We start from the raw sequence: 19,389 nt of genomic DNA on the forward strand, positions 1-19,389 counted from the left end.
GCTTCCCTGCTTACCAGGATTACGCTATTGGTCTATTCTTCTGCATCTTTTGAGTGGAGTTTTATCAATCTCTTAAAGGTATTTGTGATTGGATTATTATATGATCTGGCAGCTGCATCCTATGCAATTATTCCCTTAGTTCTTTACCTGTGGATATTTCCATCCAGATGGTACGGTAAAAAACTGAACAGGATTTTGCTGATTTCCTATTTTTTTGTTGTAATCATCACGCTCCTATTCAATGCGGTTTCAGAATGTATTTTCTGGGAAGAATTTTCGGTACGCTATAACTTCATTGCGGTTGATTATCTGGTCTACACCACTGAAGTAATTGGAAACATTAGGCAGTCATATCCTGTCAACACGCTATTAACAATACTTGTTATTGTATCGACATTGATAACATACTTATTGAGGGAAAAAGTATGGCAATCCACTACCATACCAATGCGTTTTACCAAACGTTCAAAGTTTCTGTTACTTTTTTTGATTGCTCCGATTGCCACCTATTTTTTGGTCAGCCATAACTGGAAAAATCACAGCCGCAACCAATATGTAAACGAGCTTTCGGGCAATGGCATGTTCGATTTTGGCTTTGCATTCTGGCACAACCAATTGGATTATGACACCTTCTATAAGACTGTACCAATAAAAAAGGCATTGTCAATCATCAGAAAGAACCTTGAGTTTGTACCTGGTGATCAAAGAGACCGTAACACGATTAGAAATATCACATCAGATTCGGTAGAAAAAAGAATGAACGTGGTCATGATCAGTGTAGAAAGCCTGAGCGCAGAATTCTTGGGCAGTTATGGCAATATGCAGGGCATTACACCAAACCTGGATTCCCTTGCGAAAGAAGGACTTCTGTTTACCAATCTATATGCATCGGGAACAAGAACCGTTCGAGGCCTGGAAGCATTATCACTCTGTATTCCACCAACACCAGGGCAGTCTATCCTTAAGCGGCAGGATAATAAAAATCTGTTTACATTGGGAAGTGTATTTAGATCGAAAGGCTATAACAGTAGATTTATTTATGGGGGTTACGGCTACTTTGATAACATGAATGAGTTTTTCTCACAGAATGGTTATGAAGTGACAGATAGAAATGCATTGAGTGAGAAGGAAATCCATTATGAAAATACCTGGGGCGTAGCAGATGAAGATCTTTTTACGCTGTCGCTCAGGGAATTGGATAAAGATTATAAAAATGGAAAGCCTTTCTTTGCGCAGATCATGACAGTTTCCAACCATCGCCCCTACACCTATCCAGAGGGACGGATTGACATCCCATCCCATACCGGGCGGGAAGGTGCGGTAAAATATACCGATTATGCAATTGGCAGATTTATCAGGGAAGCAAAACTTAAGCCTTGGTTTAAGAACACATTATTTGTAATCGTCGCAGATCACTGTGCATCAAGTGCGGGAAAGGTCGAACTGCCTGTGGACAAATATCATATCCCAATGATTATGTATGCTCCAAAACATATCAAACCGGGCAAATTTGAAAAACTTGTGGCGCAGATTGATATCGGCCCCTCAATACTCGGTTTGCTCAACTTCAGTTATCTAAGTAAATTCTTTGGGCAGGATGTTTTTAAGATGAAAGATGAGCAGCAACGGGCATTTATCAGCACCTATCAAAGCTTGGGTTACATCAAGAATAATAAACTTCTAATCTTAGATCCAAACAAGAAATTAAGCACATTTATCCCGAATTTTAAAACTGGAGCTTCGAAATCGATCCCTCCTGAACGTTGGCTAACGGATGAGGCAATTGCCAATTACCAATTGGCTTCTTATTTGTATTCGAATGGAGGATATCAGATGATTTCTAATTCAACCAAATAAATTTCGTAAATCAAGTAAATCAGTATAATAAAAAAACTTAAAATGTTAGTTACGTTGTTCTTGGAGCATATATTATAATACATACACCAATCAATGCTATGGCTGCTCCAATAATATCGTAGTTGTCAGGCTTAAAACCATCGACTTTCCAAGCCCATAATAGTGCCATAACAATGAATACTCCTCCATAGGCAGCATAAACCCTACCGAAATTTGCTGATTGCCATGTTGCTACAACTCCGTAAGCAATTAGTATAATTGCACCAATTAAACCAAACCACATTGGTTTATCTTCTTTTAACCAAAGCCAAATAAGATAACCACCACCTATTTCGCACAGTCCAGCCAGAACAAATATTAATAAAGACTTTATAATTTCCATATTTCAAATTTACTGATTTCGATTATTAAAGTTTGTTCAACATTTTATTAAAAAAATCACCTTTAAAAACATTCAAAGCACTTAAGGCGCCGGCATAAAAATGCCCTCTCCATTAAATTAATGAAGTGGGCATTTATTTACTATTTCAGCTTAATTTAAAGCATCTACGCCATTTTTAGCAAAGCTACTACATAAATCAAATGCGGTTTGACTTCTTTGCAAACCAGTTCCGTACATGATGGATTTGAATTTACTTTCATCGTCTTTATAATTTCTTACATTTTGAAAATAACCTGTCACCGCATTGTAAGCACCAAACACAGTTCCTTTTGTACTCACTTCCTGCTGGGTCGGACTTGTTAATGCATATTCCAAAACATTATTTACTATATTGGTATATGCACTTGAAAAATCATCTTGTTTATTGGTTTTAAGGTTGTTTAACATTTCTTTATTTGGAGCCATTGCCAACTGAACCAATCTTTTAACCTGCCTATCCGTAATCCTAACTTTTGACCAATGGTTAAAAACCTGTTCTAATTCGTTAGCCAATTGGTTAGTAATTCCTAAAAGTTGGTGCGCCTGTTTTAGCCTTTCCTGTGCGCTTGCGGTGTGACGTATCTTAATCGAATTAGTATGGTTCCTTAGCGCAGCATTTAAAGTATTTTGGCAACAAATTCTAACAGGGGTAAAAGATGCGGTAATACTACCAAAACCATCATGAGAGGAGGTAAGGAACAAATATTTTTCAATACAGTCCACCCTACCTACACGGATATATTCTGGTAGTTTTGCAGTAATAAAAATGCGCTCTCCTTTACCCAAAGCCCCTGCAGTTTCATATAAAGTCCCATCCTTTCCGCCAACGATACTATCAAAAAAGGCAAATGCATCTACATTTTGTACAATATTGTAATCCTTACCGACAATGCCTAAAACTTCGTTAGTATCGGTTCTTACATTTGCATAAAAATTATCTACTTCGATATCAGGAATACTATTTGGTAATCCCTGTTGGTCGATGTATTCAGAAAAAGTAATCAAGCTTCTTTTTGCTACTAGATAATCTAGTCCTGCATGTTTTATCGCCTCTGCACTTGTTGGGTAATCGGTAATGATTTGTCCCAATCCATGCCAGGCTTTTTCTTTGACCGAAAAAAAACTATGTTTTTCAGTCTTGCTATTATAATTTAGGTTGTGTGCCATGGTTGATATTTTTAATGTTCCGCACTCGTGATACCAAAATTTCGGTTTCTAGAATGTTAATATTTGCGGTATCGCTTAATGTTAACTTTGATTGGGTCTCTATCTCATGTACAATCTCACCCAAATTTGTATGGTCGGCATGAACTGCCACCCGAACCATAATAAATATAGTTTCGTATCTCATTTTTTTAAAATTTGATAAATGAATAAACGCCCCCTGCAAAATGCAAAGGGCGTAGTTGGGATTAGGCAGGAATGAAAATCTCTCCCTCGATTTCAGCCAATTTGGCAACGCATAAAGCATTTACCCTGCTTGCTACTTCACGAATGATAAATGGGTTTTTGGTGGTAAACTCCCTACCCTTATCATCTTCAAGGGTAAGGGTACAGCCTTGAAAAAAGTTGGTATCTGTTTCGTCTGCATCATCTTTTTGCGCTACCTCAAAGGCTTCCAAGGTGTTTATTGTTTCCAATAATTTACCTCTCTGATTGATACGGCGGTTTAAGTCCAATGCCAATTTGATGGTTTTTTCTAAATTAAGGGCAGGTTTTTCATCTTTCAACTGTTCCTTGATTTCTATTTTGGTAGGTTCAACTTTTGGTGCTTCTGCTTCGGGTTTTACCTGTTCCACATTTTTTAAATCGATTGATTGTGCAATGTCCTTAACCTCTTCGGCTTTTGTCTCTACCTTATTTGCTGTACCATTGTTTACAGGTTGAGTAGTTTTAATTTCTGATTTTCCATTTACGCCTGAACCGTTTAATTGTGCAGTTTTCATAACTTTTGATTTTAAATTTTTATTGATAATGATTTGAATAATTTCCCCTATTGGGGCAGTCCTGTTTAGGCGGTCGCTATTTGCTGTACCGCTTTGGGTGGGTGGGCTTCTGTCCTTTGTTGCTATCATGTGGCTATCTTTTTTATAAATCCAGTCGGCAGGGCCTCCTGGCTTTTTGTTAAACCACCGCTCCTGACACAAGCCCTTTGTAAGGCAAGGCTTTGCGAAAAAAAATACGCTCCGAGCGCAGCGAGAGAGGAAGATTTTTTTTCAGCAAACCCGTAGGGCCTGGCCTTGACGTCAAAGGGCTTGTTCAGAAATTTTGCAACAAAAAGCCTAGGTGGAATTTTTACCCTGATCTTTTTAAAAGTTTATGGAAGATGAATGCTGATATGAGGTATCAGAAAGCGCAACGGTGGCGAGGCACGAAGCCATTGTTGCATAAATGCGGAAAATCGGCTGAAGCGAGGTACGAGCAAAGCGGTTTTACCGCTGAGTTGTCATTTAATAAGAGATTTAAGAGCATAAAACCTGAAAAAAAATACAAAAAAAATGCCTGACCGTTTCCAGTCAGGCATTTACCAAAACAGCATTACTGTTTATTTTTCGTTCTTTTTGGCGGTAACTTCGTTACGGATATCCTGTGCCAAAGCTTTTGTCTGCTGTAGCGCATTTCTTAACCTTGTTCCAGCTGCTTTATTATTCTTTTCAAAAAATGCAGTGGCATCTGCTTCTGCCGATGCAATCAGCGCCTTTAACTCTGTGAATTTTTCCATGCTATTTTAAATTAAGTTTTTATGGTTTTGAATTGCCTTTCAACAATTCCTTTATTTAAATCTATTAAATCTACAAGTACAAAAAACTAGGATATTAAATTATCTCCTCACGCCTTGGCTCTCGCTCATTTCTTTTTCTTGACCTTTAGTGTTTTCCTGCTTACTTGAAGGTGCAGTCTCTTTCAAAAACTGTTCCCTTTTTTCTGGTTTACCGTTCTCTGCGTACATGTTCAACTGGCTGTAACGCGGTACGGCTTCCAAAAACACCTTCACCTCCTGCCCTTCTTTTTCAACTGTTACAAGTGGTCTGTTGCCATTACGCAATGATGCTTCAAGCAGCACTCTTTTAGCAGGATCTTCCAACTCTTTGATATTGAACTTATCTAATACTTTATTTATATCGAAACCATAGGATGGATCATGGTATTGGTTGATACTATAATTCTGAAAACGGTCTTTACCCTTATCAAAATCCAATTTAATCCATGCTTTATAAGTCTCCCCACCCATATTCATCATGTCATCACGATAAACCGAACGACCTTGTATCAAATTGGCCGCTTGTTCAGCTGTAAAGCCTTTACCACGCTCCAGCCAAATGGTCTGGGTTGCAGGGCTTGCATAATAGGTACGGTTGAACTCCTTTGCTACATAATTTACCTTACCATTTTCCATGCTGGCTACCATTACTTTATTGGCCGCATCTTTCCCTACCGCAAGTTCACTGTTACCTTTCTGCTCCTTAAAGAAAGCAAGTGCATCGCTCACATTTTCATGTTTCTTAACGATATTTTTTCCTTCTTCATTTTTGGTAATGACCATATACTGCTGGCCTTCTTCCAATGGTTTGCCTTGGTTATGGCTAACGGTAAACTTATTGAAGTAATAAAAATCGGATTGTCCAGATTGCTTAAAATGAAGTGCAAGATCAACCTGCCCTTTAGTTGCGGCAACGCTATCATTAAGCGTAAATTCGGGAACATCTTTTCTCATGTTCTCTTCCATTTTCTCAATGAGCTTATCCTTGAAGCCTAAATTTTTCATCTCTTCTTTGAGATTTTCCAAATTGTTCAAATTCATAATAAATTGATTTTTTGGGTTGTTCTGAAAAGCCATTTGACTAAGTTTTTCAAGTTCTTCCCTGTTATTAATCCTGTTTCCTGGCAGATTGATATGAATATGGATTGGAAAAAGAACCGAACGCTCATACCGTTCGTTCCAATTCAACCACTTGGGGCCCATGCTGCCTTCCATTGGTGTCCCTGTAAAATATTTTAACATCAGCGAGGTGCTTGTATTCTGCATCTCCGATCCCTTTGAATAATCTTTATCCATCAGTTTTTCGCCCATACGATAAAGCTCCTCCAATTGGAAAATTACTTTGTCCTGCTGATCATTATACATCATCCTATTGTCCAAAATGCTCTTTGTGTAGCCTGATTGCAGTTGTTTTAGCTCCTGTTCAATTATTACCGTATTTATCCCATCATGTTCCAAATGATGGTAAGCCTTATAATTATCGGGCAACCAAATAGCGTAACTTGAGAGTGTTGGATGACCATAGGAGAAATTTAGATATGGTTCTATTGTTACCTCTTTTCCTTCAAATACCCTGGTTACTTCAATTGGCTCGCCTGTCCTGAAGGTTATTGTGTCCAAAATCTTTTGTTCCACACCTTGGTCATATAATCCACTTGCCTTTAGTAAATCTACAATTGGCGCTATGCTATTTTCGTCCCGACGCATGGTCTTATTTTCTATTGATGCGGATGAGTATCGGATAATCAGCTTTGAGCTTGACCCTTATTTTCTTTAATTTTTTGCTGAAGAGGGATTTTGCGGCATCAATCCCAGCTCCAGCGGCTTGAATACCTAGGGACTGATCCATGGAAAGAAACTGCATACTTCGCACTGCATCATCTGCACCACCATTGACTGCTCCAGTCAATTCAGCTTCCGGTGCAGGAATACCAGGCATTCCATCCAGACTATACACTGTCAGATCAACAGGGACAATAGAAGTTCCGAGTCTGATATTTTTGATTTGAAGCAACAAGCGTTGATTGGTAATGTTGCAGGTTCCAAACAAAAAATGTCCTTTTGGAATTAACTGACCATTCAGCCGAACGCTGTCACTCAATCGTAACTTAACCGTTGCTCCTTGTACCACCTTTTGATTTTCTACAATTGTTGCTGGTACAGCCCTAAACTGACTGTCCCTAGTCAAAGTTTGCTGTTCTTTTGAACGAGCGATTTCAGGGTTCTGAATAGCAATAATCTTATCCATCATTCCGCTCAATTGTGCCATTTCGGGGTCTTCTTCTTTTCCAGACTGCATGGTTTTCATCAAGGCTTCCAACCTGTCCACATCATTTTTAATGGATATTTCCTGTCTTCCCTTTGGCTGAGTATTAGGATTTGAAAGTTGCTCTTCTGGCCGGTTAAGCTCTTTGTTCAAATCTTGCAACTTTTGATTAATGGCATCAGTTCTTATATCATGCTCGTCCCCATTTCTTGATAAACGGGCATTAATCCTATTCAAGCTACTATCCCCTCCAATTTCTTTAATGTAAGAGCTGTCCGTATCAGACTGCTTATAAAAACCCATTTTATCAGTTGGCTCTTCCTTTTTGAAAGCTGCATCTGGCAGGTCGGCATTGATTTCCCGATGACCTTTTTGAAGATCTGCATCGCTACCTTTGCCCCCGCCCATGGCATAAAAGGCCAGTGCCAAAAATGGGATGATAAGTAACGGAATGATGAGTAGCTGTTTCCGTTTGTCCTTTTTGTTGATTGTTTCCATAATCTTATTTTTAAATGATTTTTCTGAATTTGATTAAATCAGCCTAGCGCCCTAATGAGCAGGAATATGCAATAGCTCCCAAAAGCTGTACAAAAACCTATCAGTATGGCCATCCATAACTTGCCAGAAATGTTCTTGGTTTTTCTGTTCAGATAAATGGCTAATATCCTTTGCCTATCGATAATCTTTTGGGCAATTTTCTCGGCGATCGCATCGCCACCAATTGATGTACTGTTTTTCCTAAAGAGTTTCATACGTTTAGGGCTTTAAGGGTAAGTCGCTATTCTCCAGAGTTTCCCAGCGTTGTATCAAAAAACCATGAGGATTATTATCACTGCGTCCAACATTTCTCAAATACCCTTGTGTAACCAGTTTTCTATTTACCGTGGCACTTGAACGGATGAGCTGTTGGGTGGCATAGCATCGGAAATAATAGGGGTATTGCTCAATATCAAGTTGAACACTATCAATCGTTATTTCCTGTGAGATATTGGCAGAGATCAGGTTGCTGTAAAAACCCTGTTCCTTCAGATTATCGTAACTTTTCTTTGCGCTCTGGTCTGATAGTTCCAGAGCTTTGCTGATGTTGCGCTGGATGACCTTTTCATCAGGATCAAGGGTAAAAAAGTAGTGATGGAACATCTTTACGTGATCCCTGATCTCTACAGGCAGGTTGCTTTTTCGTTCGGTACTAAAAGCTTCTATGGCTTTTCCGTTAGCAAGAATGTAAACCTTTGCCTGTGCATTACCAACCATTTCATAGCTTTTGTAAATGGCAAATCCGGATATGAATATGCAGGCAATGATTAGAAAGAGACTGAACCTTTTAATGTGCCTAAATGCGGTATCTATATTTCTTAGTTGACTGAACATGGGTAAATAGATTAGGTGTTATTATTGATAATTATGATTTTTCATCCTTGCCGCTTAGCTTATCGTGCTGATGTTGTCCCGGAGTTTGATCTGGCAGATAATCGCCATTACTGGAAGCGGCAAAACCTTGCTGCATATTGCGGTAAGCATTGCCCATCATATCAGCAGCCATTCCAGCTCCAGATGATGCGGTTTTCATTCCCGTACTGTTGGTACTACTAATGATGGCATTTACCTTTTGGAGGATAGCATTTCCACCACCCGCATGAACGACATAGTTTGCCACATTCGGCACAGAAAAATAGCCTATGATGCCAATCAGCAAAAATATGAGGTAAGCCGTATCTGTTCCGCTGAAAAAGGTATCGCCCTGCTGTTCGATTTGCGAAAGATCGAGTTTTAACATATTCTCCTGTATCTTTCCCAAGATGCTTCCGAAGATATTAGCTATGGGAAGCCACAAGAATATGTTCACATATCTTGCCAGCCAAACCGTTAAGGTATTCTGAAAACCATCGAATACCGCAAAACCAAATACCAGAGGTCCCAAAATGGCCAGAACGATCAGAAAAAACGTTCTTACGGTATTGATGCACAGTGAAGCGGCCGCATAAAGCACCTCAAAAACTTCTTTCATCCATTGCTTGATGGAATTGCGGAAGTTATAGGACTGCTTCTCCATAAAAAACTGGATATCATGCCCTAAACCATCCAATATACCTTCACTACCTTGTTCCGGAAAAGTATACTTCAACCATTTTTCACGGTCTCCACTCCCATTTTCTCCAACGTACATTTGCCAATGCTTGCTTTTTTTAATGGCCGCTTCCTTGGCTTTAAGCAAGCGTTCTATTGTTTTGTTGCTATCACTTACCATTTTTCCCGTTGCCGAAACCGTTGGTTGTAACACTCCGTTCATCATTGAAATAACCAGCGGAAATATCATGATAGCCATTCCCAATGCAAAAGGTCTGAGCAATGGGTAAAAATCTATGGGTTCGGCACTGGCAATCTGGCGCCATACGCGACTGGCGATATACCATAGCGCACCAAATCCAGCTATCCCCCTGCCCACATCGATAAGCCGACTGCATAATGGCAACATCTCGCTGTACACCCTGTCAAGAACGGGTTGCATTCCACCCAGTGTTTCCGATATGCCCTGTGCATATGAGCCCAATGGCGAGAGCAAGGCAAATATCCCGATGCATAACATAATTATTTTTTTCATCACAGCTCAATTTTGGTTATAATATCTTCTGGTGGCATTGATATCCAATTTTTCTTTTTGCCTTTGTAGGTTCAGTATGCTCGCCTCTTTGTTGAAACTTCTTAAAAAGATGAGCTTATCCTGCATATCCAGAAAAATTCGGTCAATTGCCCGCAAGCGTTCATCATCGCTCATTCGTAATTTCGATGAGGTAATCACCGTTAAAAGTTCATCCAGGTTATCAATGCTCTGATCGAAAAGCCGCCCATAAATACCGGATAGGTAACTTAGTTCTTCAGGACTAAAAGTGTCGTCATTTCTGAAACGGTTGTAGGCAGATTTGTATTCTGAAATCAGCTGCTGCTGATAGGTGATGATGTCCGCAACCCTTTCATATTTCCTGATTTCGGGATTGACCAGCATCAGACCGTCAAGGAATATCTCATGTATGGAGAAATTGCCCTGTGAAATATTTTTCACCGCATTATATCCATTGGCGACAATGGTATATCCACGCTTCATATCTGAAAGGATATTTTTTAATTGGCTGAGCTTTTCTACATTTAGCAGGAGCTGCTGCACTTCTGTAGACTGTGCCTTTAGCTTAAAAAACGTAGATGAAAGGCAAATGACAAATAAAGTCAGCATTAAATAAAGAGTGCTTTTTACACTCTTTACTCTAATTATTCTAATTGTTTCCATAAATTTCTCTTAAATGGTTAATGGATTTTTGTTCGTTCTTTCTTTGCTGGATGAGCAGGTTTACCTCGCCTGTAAAACTTTGCACAAATACAGCTTTATCCCGCATCCTTTCATAAATACTATCCAATCTTTCTATCCGTTCATCGTCACTCATTTCCAGCCTTCCAGAAGTAATAACCAGCAGTAGTTCCTCCATGTCACCAAGGCATTCATCGGTTACCCTATCCTTTACATCTAATATGTACTGGTTGTCAGAAAGTTTCAGTCCATCATTATCGCCAATACTTTTAAAAGCCTTTACGATGGATATTTGCAGAGAAATAATACTGGAAACTTTTGCATTTTTTCTGATGGCAGGGTTAACGCTTTTGAGCGAGGAAAAAAAGGTGCTGTGCAAACTGAACTCGCCATTCTTTATATCCCTAACAGTACCTATTCCACTGCCGACAATATCATAGCCTTTCTTGAGGTAGCTTGCATACATCTTCAAAGCAACAAGTTGTTCGAGCAGGTATTTTTTCTGCGTTTTTTTTTGGCTAAAGAATTCGCCCCAGGTTTGACCAAAAGCGTTTGTACCTACAAAAAGTAATAGAAATACAAGCCCTAAAAGGCTGATTGGTTTCGATACAGACATACCTTTATGGCTATAACTACTTTGTTGTTGTCTATTGAATTCCATACAATTCTTTTAAAATGGTTACCTCATCCAACGATTTTGCCCTTTGAATGCTCAACAGGCTATTTTGGGTATTGAAAGATTTTAGGTCGCTAAAGTTGGTATTCATCTGAGCGGCGGCAGCACTGATGATTTCCAGTCTTTTGGCATCGCTCATCTGCGTTTTAAATGAATTAACCACGAGCAGGATCTGGTCTAAATTTTTGATACTTTCATCCAGTATGCCCGAATAGACTTTCTGCATGTGTTCCAGCTCATCAGCGGTGAAATGTTTATCTTTCTGGAACAAGCCCCAAGCCCATTTGTACTCATCTACAATGGCAATCTGTTTTTCGGTCAGGTCTTTAATTCGCTTGTAATAGGCAATGGCCGATTTAACTTTCCATAGCTCTTCGTAATAATTTTTGTAGAGTTCTTTCTGCTTTTCCGTCCAATCGGCTATTTCAGTCAGCTTTAATTTTGAAAGCTGGTTTTCCAATACTTTTTGCGCATTTTGTAGCCAGATGGTTTCGTTCTGTAGGCGCTGAACCTTAAGGTCTACAGCTTTGATTACTTTTTTTACTCCTGCCTTGATGACTTCCAAAACGGCTATCTGTGCATTTGCCCCTGTGGGTATCGATACAAATAGCGTCATGGCACTCACCGGAAGGATGACCATGTATTTTTTCATAACTTTTTTGATTGCACTGATGCAGGCAAACGCACCAGTTTTGTGAATGGTTATCATAACTGATTATTGTTTATTTTTTAATTCATTTGCTAGTACCGCTATACCCTTTTGGATGCTTCCATATTGCTGCGCATACTTCTGAACCTGTAGCTTTTCGCTTTCCTCAGTGGTGTAGGCGAGATACTCGCTTGTTGATACTTCTGTTCGGTAAACCTTGCTGTACTGGCCACCGAGAGAAATAAAGACTTCCTTGTATTTAAGCTTGGGATCATTGGCTTTGTTCATCGAAAGTATCTGCGACTTTTCCTTTTCTGTAAGACCCAAAAGTTCCTGTATGGCGTCAAACTTGTTCTGGTATTTGGATTGGTCTAATAAAATCTTACAGTCTGAATTATTGATGATGGCCTGTTTTACAATCGGCGAACTGATGATATCCTCTACCTCTTGGGTTACCACAATGGCTTCTCCAAAATACTTTCTTACCGTTTTGAAGAGGTATTTGATGTATTCTGCCATACCCTCTTTTGCAATGGCTTTCCAGCATTCCTCAATTAGCAAAACCTTACGTATCCCCTTCAACTTTCTCATTTTGGAAATGAACATCTCCATCAGGATCAGTGTAACCACGGGAAATAATATCGGATGGTCTTTGATATTGTCCAACTCTATTACAATAAATGGCTGATGCAATAATTCCAGATTTTCAGATGCGTTCAACAGGTAATCAAACTCGCCTCCACGGTAGTATGGATTAAGGACATACAGAAAATTATTGATATCAAAATCCCTATCTTTTACCTTACTGGTTTCCAACACCTGTACATATTCATTGCTCAGAAACTCATAAAATGTATTGAAACAAGGGAAAATATCAGGTCTGTTTGCCAGTTGGGCAAAGTAAAGCGTCAATGCATTTGATAAGGCTACATATTCCGAACGCCTGAAATTTTCATCGTCTTTTTTCCATAAGGCAAGTAATAACGTTTTAATGCTTTCCTTTTTCTCCGTGTCCAAAACATCACCTTCAGAAAGGTAAAATGGATTGAATTTAATGGGGTCGCTCTCGCTGTAGGTAAAATAATAGCCTCCTACCAGATCACACAAACCTTTGTAGCTATGTCCCACATCCACCAATACCACATGAGCCCCTTGCTCATAGTAGGAACGAACCATGTGGTTGGTGAAAAATGATTTTCCGCTACCACTTGGCCCCAAAACAAACTTGTTCCGGTTGGTAGTAAAACCCATCCTCATAGGTTCGTCAGAAATATCGACATGTACGGGCCTACCATAAAGACGATCACCTAAACGTAATCCAAATGGACTGAGAGAAGAACGGTAGCCCGTTTCCAGATTGAAAAAGCAGGTTGCCTGTTCTATAAAAGTGTCGAAGGTATCGTTCATAGGAAAATCGGCAGCATTTCCGGGAAGTCCAGCCCACCAGATTTGAGCTTGACCATCGGTTTCCTGTTTGGCAACCGCATCCAACTGTGCCATTGCCGACGATACGAGATTTTTAAGGTCTCTGCTTTTTTCTTGGTCTTCCGACCATACCAATACATTGAAATGTGCCTTGATAGGTAATCGTTGCAGGGCAATTGCCTCGTTCAGAAAGTCGTTTGTGGCATCTCCTGAAATTGAATTTTCTCTCGAATAGGCAGATAAGGATTGTAGACGGAGCTTTTTGGCTTCCAATCTTTTGATGGTTTTCTGCACATCTGATACAAAAACATATTGGCTCAAGATATGGTTGCAATTTAAGAGTGAACCTAATGGACTTGCAAAACCAACGGAAAACTTACTCCTGTCCGTACTGTACTTATCATAATTGATACGGCTTCCGCAAAGTGCAGGCATATTTTCCGTATCACATAAGGTGTAGAGTTCAACTTTTTTATCGCCAACTACGATCTCATCTTTCACGTGGATATCACGGATCATTGGTTGGTTATTCTTGTTCAATAAAAAGCAATATCTTTCTATAATGCCAGCTTTGTTTGCAGTTCCAGCCAACTCATCATCGTTCAAACTTTTTAGTCCAACAAATCCACTATCAGTCAGTATGCGCTCAAACTGCCCCGCACTGTCCAGAAAATCCTTAAAAAGTATAGGAGAAATGGTTTGGCTGGGTACAATGGACTTTCGCAAAATATTACTGTATACCGAACTGGAAAGCTTTCTTTCTTTTGGTTTCTGGGTTAGGAAAATATAGCACTCATGATCCAAAAATGGTCTTTCGTTGAAGAATACCTCACTGCTACGGGATAGGAAACTGCGATCAATAGTATAATCAGCTTTGTATTTGGTTTCGGTAAACCAGTCCTGCTTTAGGAAAATGCTGTGCTGTGGTAACAATTTAATTGCCTTTACCCAAGTCTGGTGATACGCCTCGTAATCTCTTTCTGATAAGGTAAAGATTTCTGGAAGCTCCACTCTATAGCCAATGGTTACATCGCCATGCATCGAAATAATGGCGTTGTTCTCCACCTTGTAAATGGGCAATATGTCTTTTGCTTCTACCATTGGATTAGTTTTTAAATGATGTTGTTGGAATATTCGATTTGCTTTTGAGCGAGGTAAACAATCGTCTGGAACGGAATTTCAAGTAATTTGGAAGGCTACGTTTTGCCCAAAATTTCATCAAGCCATGCTCACCAAAACGGTGGCTTAAGCGGAATACACCGAAAAAAAGTGTTGTTCCAAGGGTGATGATCAATGGTAATAGCACCAAAAGGCTCAGTCCAGAAATGTAGAGAATGGCAAAGCTGATGAGTAATAGAACCAGTCCTACAGCTAGATAGGCAATGTACTGTGCCTTTAAGCCTCTAAATTCTATAGGTCTGGTTACACCTTTATTGATTTTATAAACGCTGGCCATGGCTATATCCCGAAAAATGATTTAAGAACAGTTGCCACTACCACCAAAAAGATACAGCTACCGAACCAGGCTGCAGCTACCTTGTTGGTATCAGGCTCTCCGGCATTCCACTTATTGAAAACTTTAATTGCCCCTATGATGCCAACAACTGCACCGATGGCATACATCAGGTCGGTTCCCGTGTCGAAATAGCCTTTTACCTTGTTGGTTGCTTCCTGTATCCCTGCATTTCCATCCTGGGCGAAAAGAGACAGACTGGTCAACAAATTGTAGATACAAAGGGTAAATAATAGCAATAGAGACTTGCCTAAATTTTGGTTGCCGTTATTATTGGATTGACGTTTCATAATGTTTTTGATTTTACAGCTTGAGAATAAATTTTGATGCTAATTGGTAGATGTTAATCCCAGAGATTTTCCAATTCTTCTTTCGAGAGGTGGAATGGGGCATGTTCAGCAATAAACTGGTTAATCTGAACTATGCGTGGGTTGGAACCAATCTGTCCATATTTTGCCCTGACCATTTCCATCATATTGAAAAAGTCCTGTTTGTTACCGTCCTCTTTTTCCAGAATGGAAAAAATTTCTTTCAGCTCCTGAAGTACATCTGGTATTAGTCCAAGCTGTTCAGATTTGGCATTTTCATCCTCTCTAAAACTGACTTGCCCCATACTTACCGTACTCGTTCCTTCAGCTAGTTTAGAAGCGCCCAGCAGCCCATCATGTTCTTCAAATTTCTGGATAGGCTCTTCTACCTTATCTGCCCAGCGGCGAGGAAACGGTTCTTTGAAAGGTGATCCTTTGCTAAAAAATAGGTTAAGTTCTTTACGGAAGTAAAACAGGATGATACCCGAATACCAGAGCAAGGTGAGTAGAAGTATTGCAAGCCAAAACTCCTGCCATGTAAATTGTGCCAACATAAATTCTTTGCTTTTCTCCCAAGCACCATTGCATTGGGGTTTGATGAAGCAAAGTTTCTAAGCTTTCGATTTTATGTTTGGCAACCAGTTGGGTACTACCCAAAAATAAAAACACAACATCCTAATAAACAATCCATTACTAATTACCTGAAATTAGGTCTAGGAACAAATTCATCGTCGTCATCTATTCTTTTATCAATAGCTGTTTTCATTTGATCGAGGTATTTGGTCTTGCTTAGCCTTTTGCGTTGCTTGATTTCAGCAAATCTCCTTGAAGGTTTACCTATCGCAATATTAAATGTCGTTTCAAATAACCTTACAATCTCAGCTATTCCGGCATTGCCGTTGTTAATTTCGCCAGTGTAATACAAACCATAGGCAAGTTCAACCAGGTTAATGGCCTCCCCTGTCCATCGGTATTCTTTTTTACCACCATTAAAATTTTCGGTAGGATTGTGAAATTCCAGTTTTGCCAGTTCTGCACACAGAAAGGTCTGGATCTTTTCCGTTGCGATAAATTTTGCCACCAGATAGTCCGCAGGTGTTGAAAAGCGTTCATCACGTTCAAGCCTTGGTCTGAGCAGCCAGTGGGGATGCACCTCAACTTTTCTCAGGAAAAGCAGGGCATCCATGTCAGTTGCCCCTGAATGATAATAATTGATCAACTGCTGGTTAGTGCAGCGGAAAACGCAGATCTTACGGATCTCATCTGTATAGAATTTAACCAGGATTTTCTTGCAACCACTTGGTTTCCTTAAAATAATTTCCTGTAGTGTCAAATAATAGATCTGCAAGCTACGGAACTTGGGCTTTACCGTTTTAAAGAACATAATTTCCTCTTGTTGGTCACTGAAATTTCCTTCCAGCACCAATGATTGCAACGCCTCCATGAAATGGTTCGTGATTTTCATAAAAGAGCTAGGATCAACAATTTCTCTTATGTTTTCCTGTTCCAATTGCGTTATCTTTTCCAAGAGCTCGCCTAAAAGTGTTTCTGCTACCGTTGATACCATAATAAAGAAAATTGCACAGCTTGCTGCTGCTGATTAAAGATCAGACCACGAGCGTTCAATTCAGTGCATTTGCAGCGTTAAAAGATATAAGTATGCTACATGTATATCACAAAACAAAGATTGATGTAATGAGTATTCAGTTCAAGTGGAAAGGATAACGTAAAATTTCCACCAAGATTAAAAACGTTTACCATGGCTTTGAAAGTGCAGACTATTAGATGGATTTGGATTTCTGATAAAATGAGAAATAACTAATGATATATAGCCTAGGAAACAACCATTATTGTCAGAGGATGTCTTAAATGAAGTAACCTTTAACTAAAGCTCTCAATTATTGAATGGGAAAGATCCGTAAAATTGAAAAGTTGAAAAAATTGGCAATTAGGTTGAAGAACCTTTAAAGGCTTATTTTATCCAGGCCAGATCTTGGCCTATCCATCAAAGACTATCATTAAAAATCTTACAGCTGTCTATGATATTAAGGTTTTATTTAATTTGCATTCTGCGATACCAGTAATTTTTTATAATTTCAAAAAAATAACGCTCAAACGATGGAAAAATATTATTTATTAGTAGAACTAAACGATTTACTCGAGGTTAGATTTTCTATAAATGAAGAAAAAATCCCTATTTCCAAATTTGAACGTGTAAACAAAAATTTTTATGTTTTTGAGATACCAAATCAAATAGGTTTATCACTTTCCTTGAGGGTCAGTTTTAACGGATTAATGGGTTCCTCGATAAATATTAAAATTATCGATCATGCCGATAATCTAATCTGGCAAAGTAGAGCGAGAATACTGAAAGTTTCAGGATTTGAAAACACCTATACAGTCAATCTTGGCAAAACAGGTGACAGCCAATTTGATTGGACTTCAGTGAGCGACGGAGATCATCAAAAGTCGAACCATAGAACTTACCTTAAGCACAATATCGAAAAAACTGTTCCGTTGGAAAACACTTCTGTGTTTGTATACTTTGCCACTGATAGAGGCAAGATAGAGAGCAAAGACGAATTGTTCCCAGATTATAATGGCGAACGCTCGATGCTAAGCTATGGGATCTGTGAAGTCAATATTCCAAAGAAAAGAAAAATTGGAGAATTGTCAAGACCAGCCTGGTGGAAGTTTGAGTTTCAGGAAAATCCCAATAAACACTTTTTGATTTTAGGGGGTTCGGAATTGAATATTGATGAATTTTTTGTGAGCCTGGGCGAAAGAATCACACTGTCGGACGAAAATGATCTTTTTGTTTTCATACATGGTTTTAATACAAATTTTCAGGACGCCATCATGAGAACTGCACAGATCGCATATGATCTTGGTTTTCAAGGAGCACCAGTAACTTACAGTTGGCCCTCTGATGGCAAGGTTATTAGTTATCCATACGATGAAGAAAGCATCCAGTATAGTTCTAGCCATCTAAAAGATTTTCTCATTGACATCCGTGCCAAAACCAAAGCAGAAAAAATTCATGTTATCGCCCACAGTATGGGCAATAGGGGGCTGACAAACGCGATAGTGGGGCTCAAGGAAGAAGGCTTCTTTGATGAGTTCATATTTAACCAGATAATTCTCGCAGCACCTGATATAGATGTTCAAGTTTTTTTGAGCACTATAGTTCCCAAGATGCAAAAATGTTCTCAGAGAATTACTCTATATGCATCTTCGGAAGATAGGGCCTTAAAACTGTCAAGGTCGATTCACAAATCAATCATCCGTCTAGGTGAATCTGGAGATTACATTACCTGTTGTCACGGGATTGATACAGTTGATGCTAGTAATACGGATCCTTCGTTTCTAGGGCATGGCTATTTTGCTTCCACATCGCCCCTTATAAATGATATCTATCAGCTTTTCAGATTCAACCATGCGCCTGAAAACAGAAATCTATTGAATATCGAAACTGATAAATTTCAGTACTGGCAGTTCAAGTAACTAGACTAGTTCACCGTTGAACCAAAGTTTCATCAGCATCTGTTCCTCGAATCCTGTTGCCAATCTGCTATGGGCAGTTCCATTTCCGAAGGCATGATATACTTCTTTCCTTTCTACAATCGCCTGGTAAAAGCCTACCGAAAATTCCTCTGCTACATTGCTTGGCAGACTATCTGAATTTCCCAGCACATAAATACCCTTTGATGAGAGTGCTTTTGCCTGATCTGAGGAGTAACACGAATTGAGCACAATACATTTTACAGATCTGTTATTGGTTAACAGCTGATCTAGTGCATCTATAGTAACATAGCATGTCAGTCCGCTGTGATCTTCCATCACGATGCCATTGGCATCCCCGTGACCACTAAAGTGTAAAAACTCGGGATTATTTACCATCAGTTCTCGGCTGAGCTTGTATATTTCGGAGAAACTGACCATGTGATTCCGTGGCAAACTGACCACCTAATTTGCTGGCGAACGAACGTTGCAAATGCTATAGAAGCGTTAACAAAAGTAGTTATTTAAAGTTGTTTTTTATTGGAAGCTATTTTCTTGCACAGGCACCCTTTTCTTCCGCATTGATTCTCCCTTGAGTTCAATACGGTTGGCATCATGAACAATCCTATCCAATATTGCGTCGGCAATGGTTTTTTCACCAATCACTTCATGCCATTTGCTTACTGGCAGCTGTGAGGTAATGATAAGTGA

22 protein-coding genes are annotated in these 19,389 nt (G+C 39.3%); 2 read left to right on the forward strand and 20 right to left on the reverse strand.

The window, feature by feature from the left end; translation table 11 throughout:
- Positions 1–84: 84 nt before the first annotated feature.
- Positions 85–1,857, forward strand: a complete 1,773-nt coding sequence (locus FA045_RS14155) for an LTA synthase family protein (protein WP_225871346.1) — start codon at positions 85–87, stop codon at positions 1,855–1,857.
- A gap of 49 nt (positions 1,858–1,906) precedes the next feature.
- Here the strand turns inward: FA045_RS14155 and FA045_RS14160 are convergent, their stop codons facing one another.
- From FA045_RS14160 to FA045_RS14245, 18 genes are all read right to left on the reverse strand, one after another.
- Positions 1,907–2,239 (reverse strand): YnfA family protein, encoded by a 333-nt coding sequence (locus FA045_RS14160; RefSeq protein ID WP_136877736.1) that lies wholly within the window; start codon positions 2,237–2,239, stop codon positions 1,907–1,909.
- A gap of 150 nt (positions 2,240–2,389) precedes the next feature.
- A complete protein-coding gene (locus FA045_RS14165) occupies positions 2,390–3,445 on the reverse strand; it encodes a DUF932 domain-containing protein (protein ID WP_136877737.1) in 1,056 nt (351 codons plus the stop codon).
- A complete protein-coding gene (locus tag FA045_RS14170; RefSeq protein ID WP_136877738.1) occupies positions 3,423–3,629 on the reverse strand; it encodes a hypothetical protein in 207 nt (68 codons plus the stop codon). The genes FA045_RS14165 and FA045_RS14170 overlap by 23 nt, the downstream gene beginning before the upstream one ends.
- Before the next feature lie 61 nt (positions 3,630–3,690).
- Positions 3,691–4,353, reverse strand: a complete 663-nt coding sequence (locus FA045_RS14175) for a hypothetical protein (RefSeq protein WP_136877739.1) — start codon at positions 4,351–4,353, stop codon at positions 3,691–3,693.
- A 470-nt stretch (positions 4,354–4,823) separates the two neighbouring features.
- Positions 4,824–5,000 carry a histone H1 gene (locus FA045_RS14180; protein WP_136877740.1) on the reverse strand — a complete coding sequence of 59 codons (177 nt, stop codon included), beginning with the start codon at positions 4,998–5,000 and terminating at the stop codon, positions 4,824–4,826.
- Between the two features lie 99 nt (positions 5,001–5,099).
- Positions 5,100–6,746: a hypothetical protein gene (locus tag FA045_RS19090; protein WP_225871347.1), complete on the reverse strand. Its 1,647-nt coding sequence runs from the start codon at positions 6,744–6,746 to the stop codon at positions 5,100–5,102.
- A gap of 4 nt (positions 6,747–6,750) precedes the next feature.
- Positions 6,751–7,803, reverse strand: coding sequence for a conjugative transposon protein TraM (traM, locus tag FA045_RS14190; protein WP_136877741.1), 1,053 nt, complete (start codon positions 7,801–7,803; stop codon positions 6,751–6,753).
- Between the two features lie 38 nt (positions 7,804–7,841).
- Positions 7,842–8,057: a hypothetical protein gene (locus FA045_RS14195; RefSeq protein WP_136877742.1), complete on the reverse strand. Its 216-nt coding sequence runs from the start codon at positions 8,055–8,057 to the stop codon at positions 7,842–7,844.
- Between the two features lie 4 nt (positions 8,058–8,061).
- Positions 8,062–8,676 carry a conjugative transposon protein TraK gene (traK, locus tag FA045_RS14200; protein ID WP_136877743.1) on the reverse strand — a complete coding sequence of 205 codons (615 nt, stop codon included), beginning with the start codon at positions 8,674–8,676 and terminating at the stop codon, positions 8,062–8,064.
- Positions 8,677–8,707: 31 nt separating this feature from the next.
- Positions 8,708–9,907, reverse strand: coding sequence for a conjugative transposon protein TraJ (traJ, locus tag FA045_RS14205; RefSeq protein ID WP_136877744.1), 1,200 nt, complete (start codon positions 9,905–9,907; stop codon positions 8,708–8,710).
- Between the two features lie 6 nt (positions 9,908–9,913).
- Entirely contained in the window at positions 9,914–10,534 is a 621-nt protein-coding gene (locus FA045_RS14210) for a TerB family tellurite resistance protein (RefSeq protein WP_136877758.1), read from the reverse strand.
- A gap of 40 nt (positions 10,535–10,574) precedes the next feature.
- Entirely contained in the window at positions 10,575–11,267 is a 693-nt protein-coding gene (locus tag FA045_RS14215) for a hypothetical protein (RefSeq protein ID WP_225871349.1), read from the reverse strand.
- Entirely contained in the window at positions 11,254–11,991 is a 738-nt protein-coding gene (locus tag FA045_RS14220) for a conjugal transfer protein TraI (RefSeq protein WP_225871350.1), read from the reverse strand. The genes FA045_RS14215 and FA045_RS14220 overlap by 14 nt, the downstream gene beginning before the upstream one ends.
- A gap of 6 nt (positions 11,992–11,997) precedes the next feature.
- Positions 11,998–14,457 (reverse strand): TraG family conjugative transposon ATPase, encoded by a 2,460-nt coding sequence (locus tag FA045_RS14225; RefSeq protein WP_136877745.1) that lies wholly within the window; start codon positions 14,455–14,457, stop codon positions 11,998–12,000.
- 4 nt (positions 14,458–14,461) lie between these two features.
- Positions 14,462–14,812, reverse strand: coding sequence for a DUF4133 domain-containing protein (locus tag FA045_RS14230; protein WP_090993252.1), 351 nt, complete (start codon positions 14,810–14,812; stop codon positions 14,462–14,464).
- Between the two features lie 2 nt (positions 14,813–14,814).
- A complete protein-coding gene (locus FA045_RS14235; protein ID WP_090993251.1) occupies positions 14,815–15,159 on the reverse strand; it encodes a DUF4134 domain-containing protein in 345 nt (114 codons plus the stop codon).
- A 53-nt stretch (positions 15,160–15,212) separates the two neighbouring features.
- A complete protein-coding gene (locus FA045_RS14240; protein ID WP_136877746.1) occupies positions 15,213–15,731 on the reverse strand; it encodes a hypothetical protein in 519 nt (172 codons plus the stop codon).
- Positions 15,732–15,874: 143 nt separating this feature from the next.
- Positions 15,875–16,744 carry an RteC domain-containing protein gene (locus FA045_RS14245; RefSeq protein ID WP_136877747.1) on the reverse strand — a complete coding sequence of 290 codons (870 nt, stop codon included), beginning with the start codon at positions 16,742–16,744 and terminating at the stop codon, positions 15,875–15,877.
- 551 nt (positions 16,745–17,295) lie between these two features.
- Between FA045_RS14245 and FA045_RS14250 the strand changes: the two genes are divergently transcribed.
- Positions 17,296–18,681: an alpha/beta hydrolase gene (locus FA045_RS14250; protein ID WP_136877748.1), complete on the forward strand. Its 1,386-nt coding sequence runs from the start codon at positions 17,296–17,298 to the stop codon at positions 18,679–18,681.
- On the opposite strand, the gene FA045_RS14255 is transcribed toward FA045_RS14250, so the two are convergent.
- A complete protein-coding gene (locus FA045_RS14255) occupies positions 18,682–19,119 on the reverse strand; it encodes a hypothetical protein (protein ID WP_136877749.1) in 438 nt (145 codons plus the stop codon).
- A gap of 96 nt (positions 19,120–19,215) precedes the next feature.
- Positions 19,216–19,389: ATP-binding protein (locus FA045_RS14260; RefSeq protein ID WP_169305030.1), on the reverse strand; the 174-nt coding region annotated here is incomplete at its 5' end.

Origin of the sequence: Pedobacter cryotolerans (assembly GCF_005116475.1) — a bacterium.
Classification (GTDB): Bacteria; Bacteroidota; Bacteroidia; order Sphingobacteriales; family Sphingobacteriaceae; genus Pedobacter; species Pedobacter cryotolerans.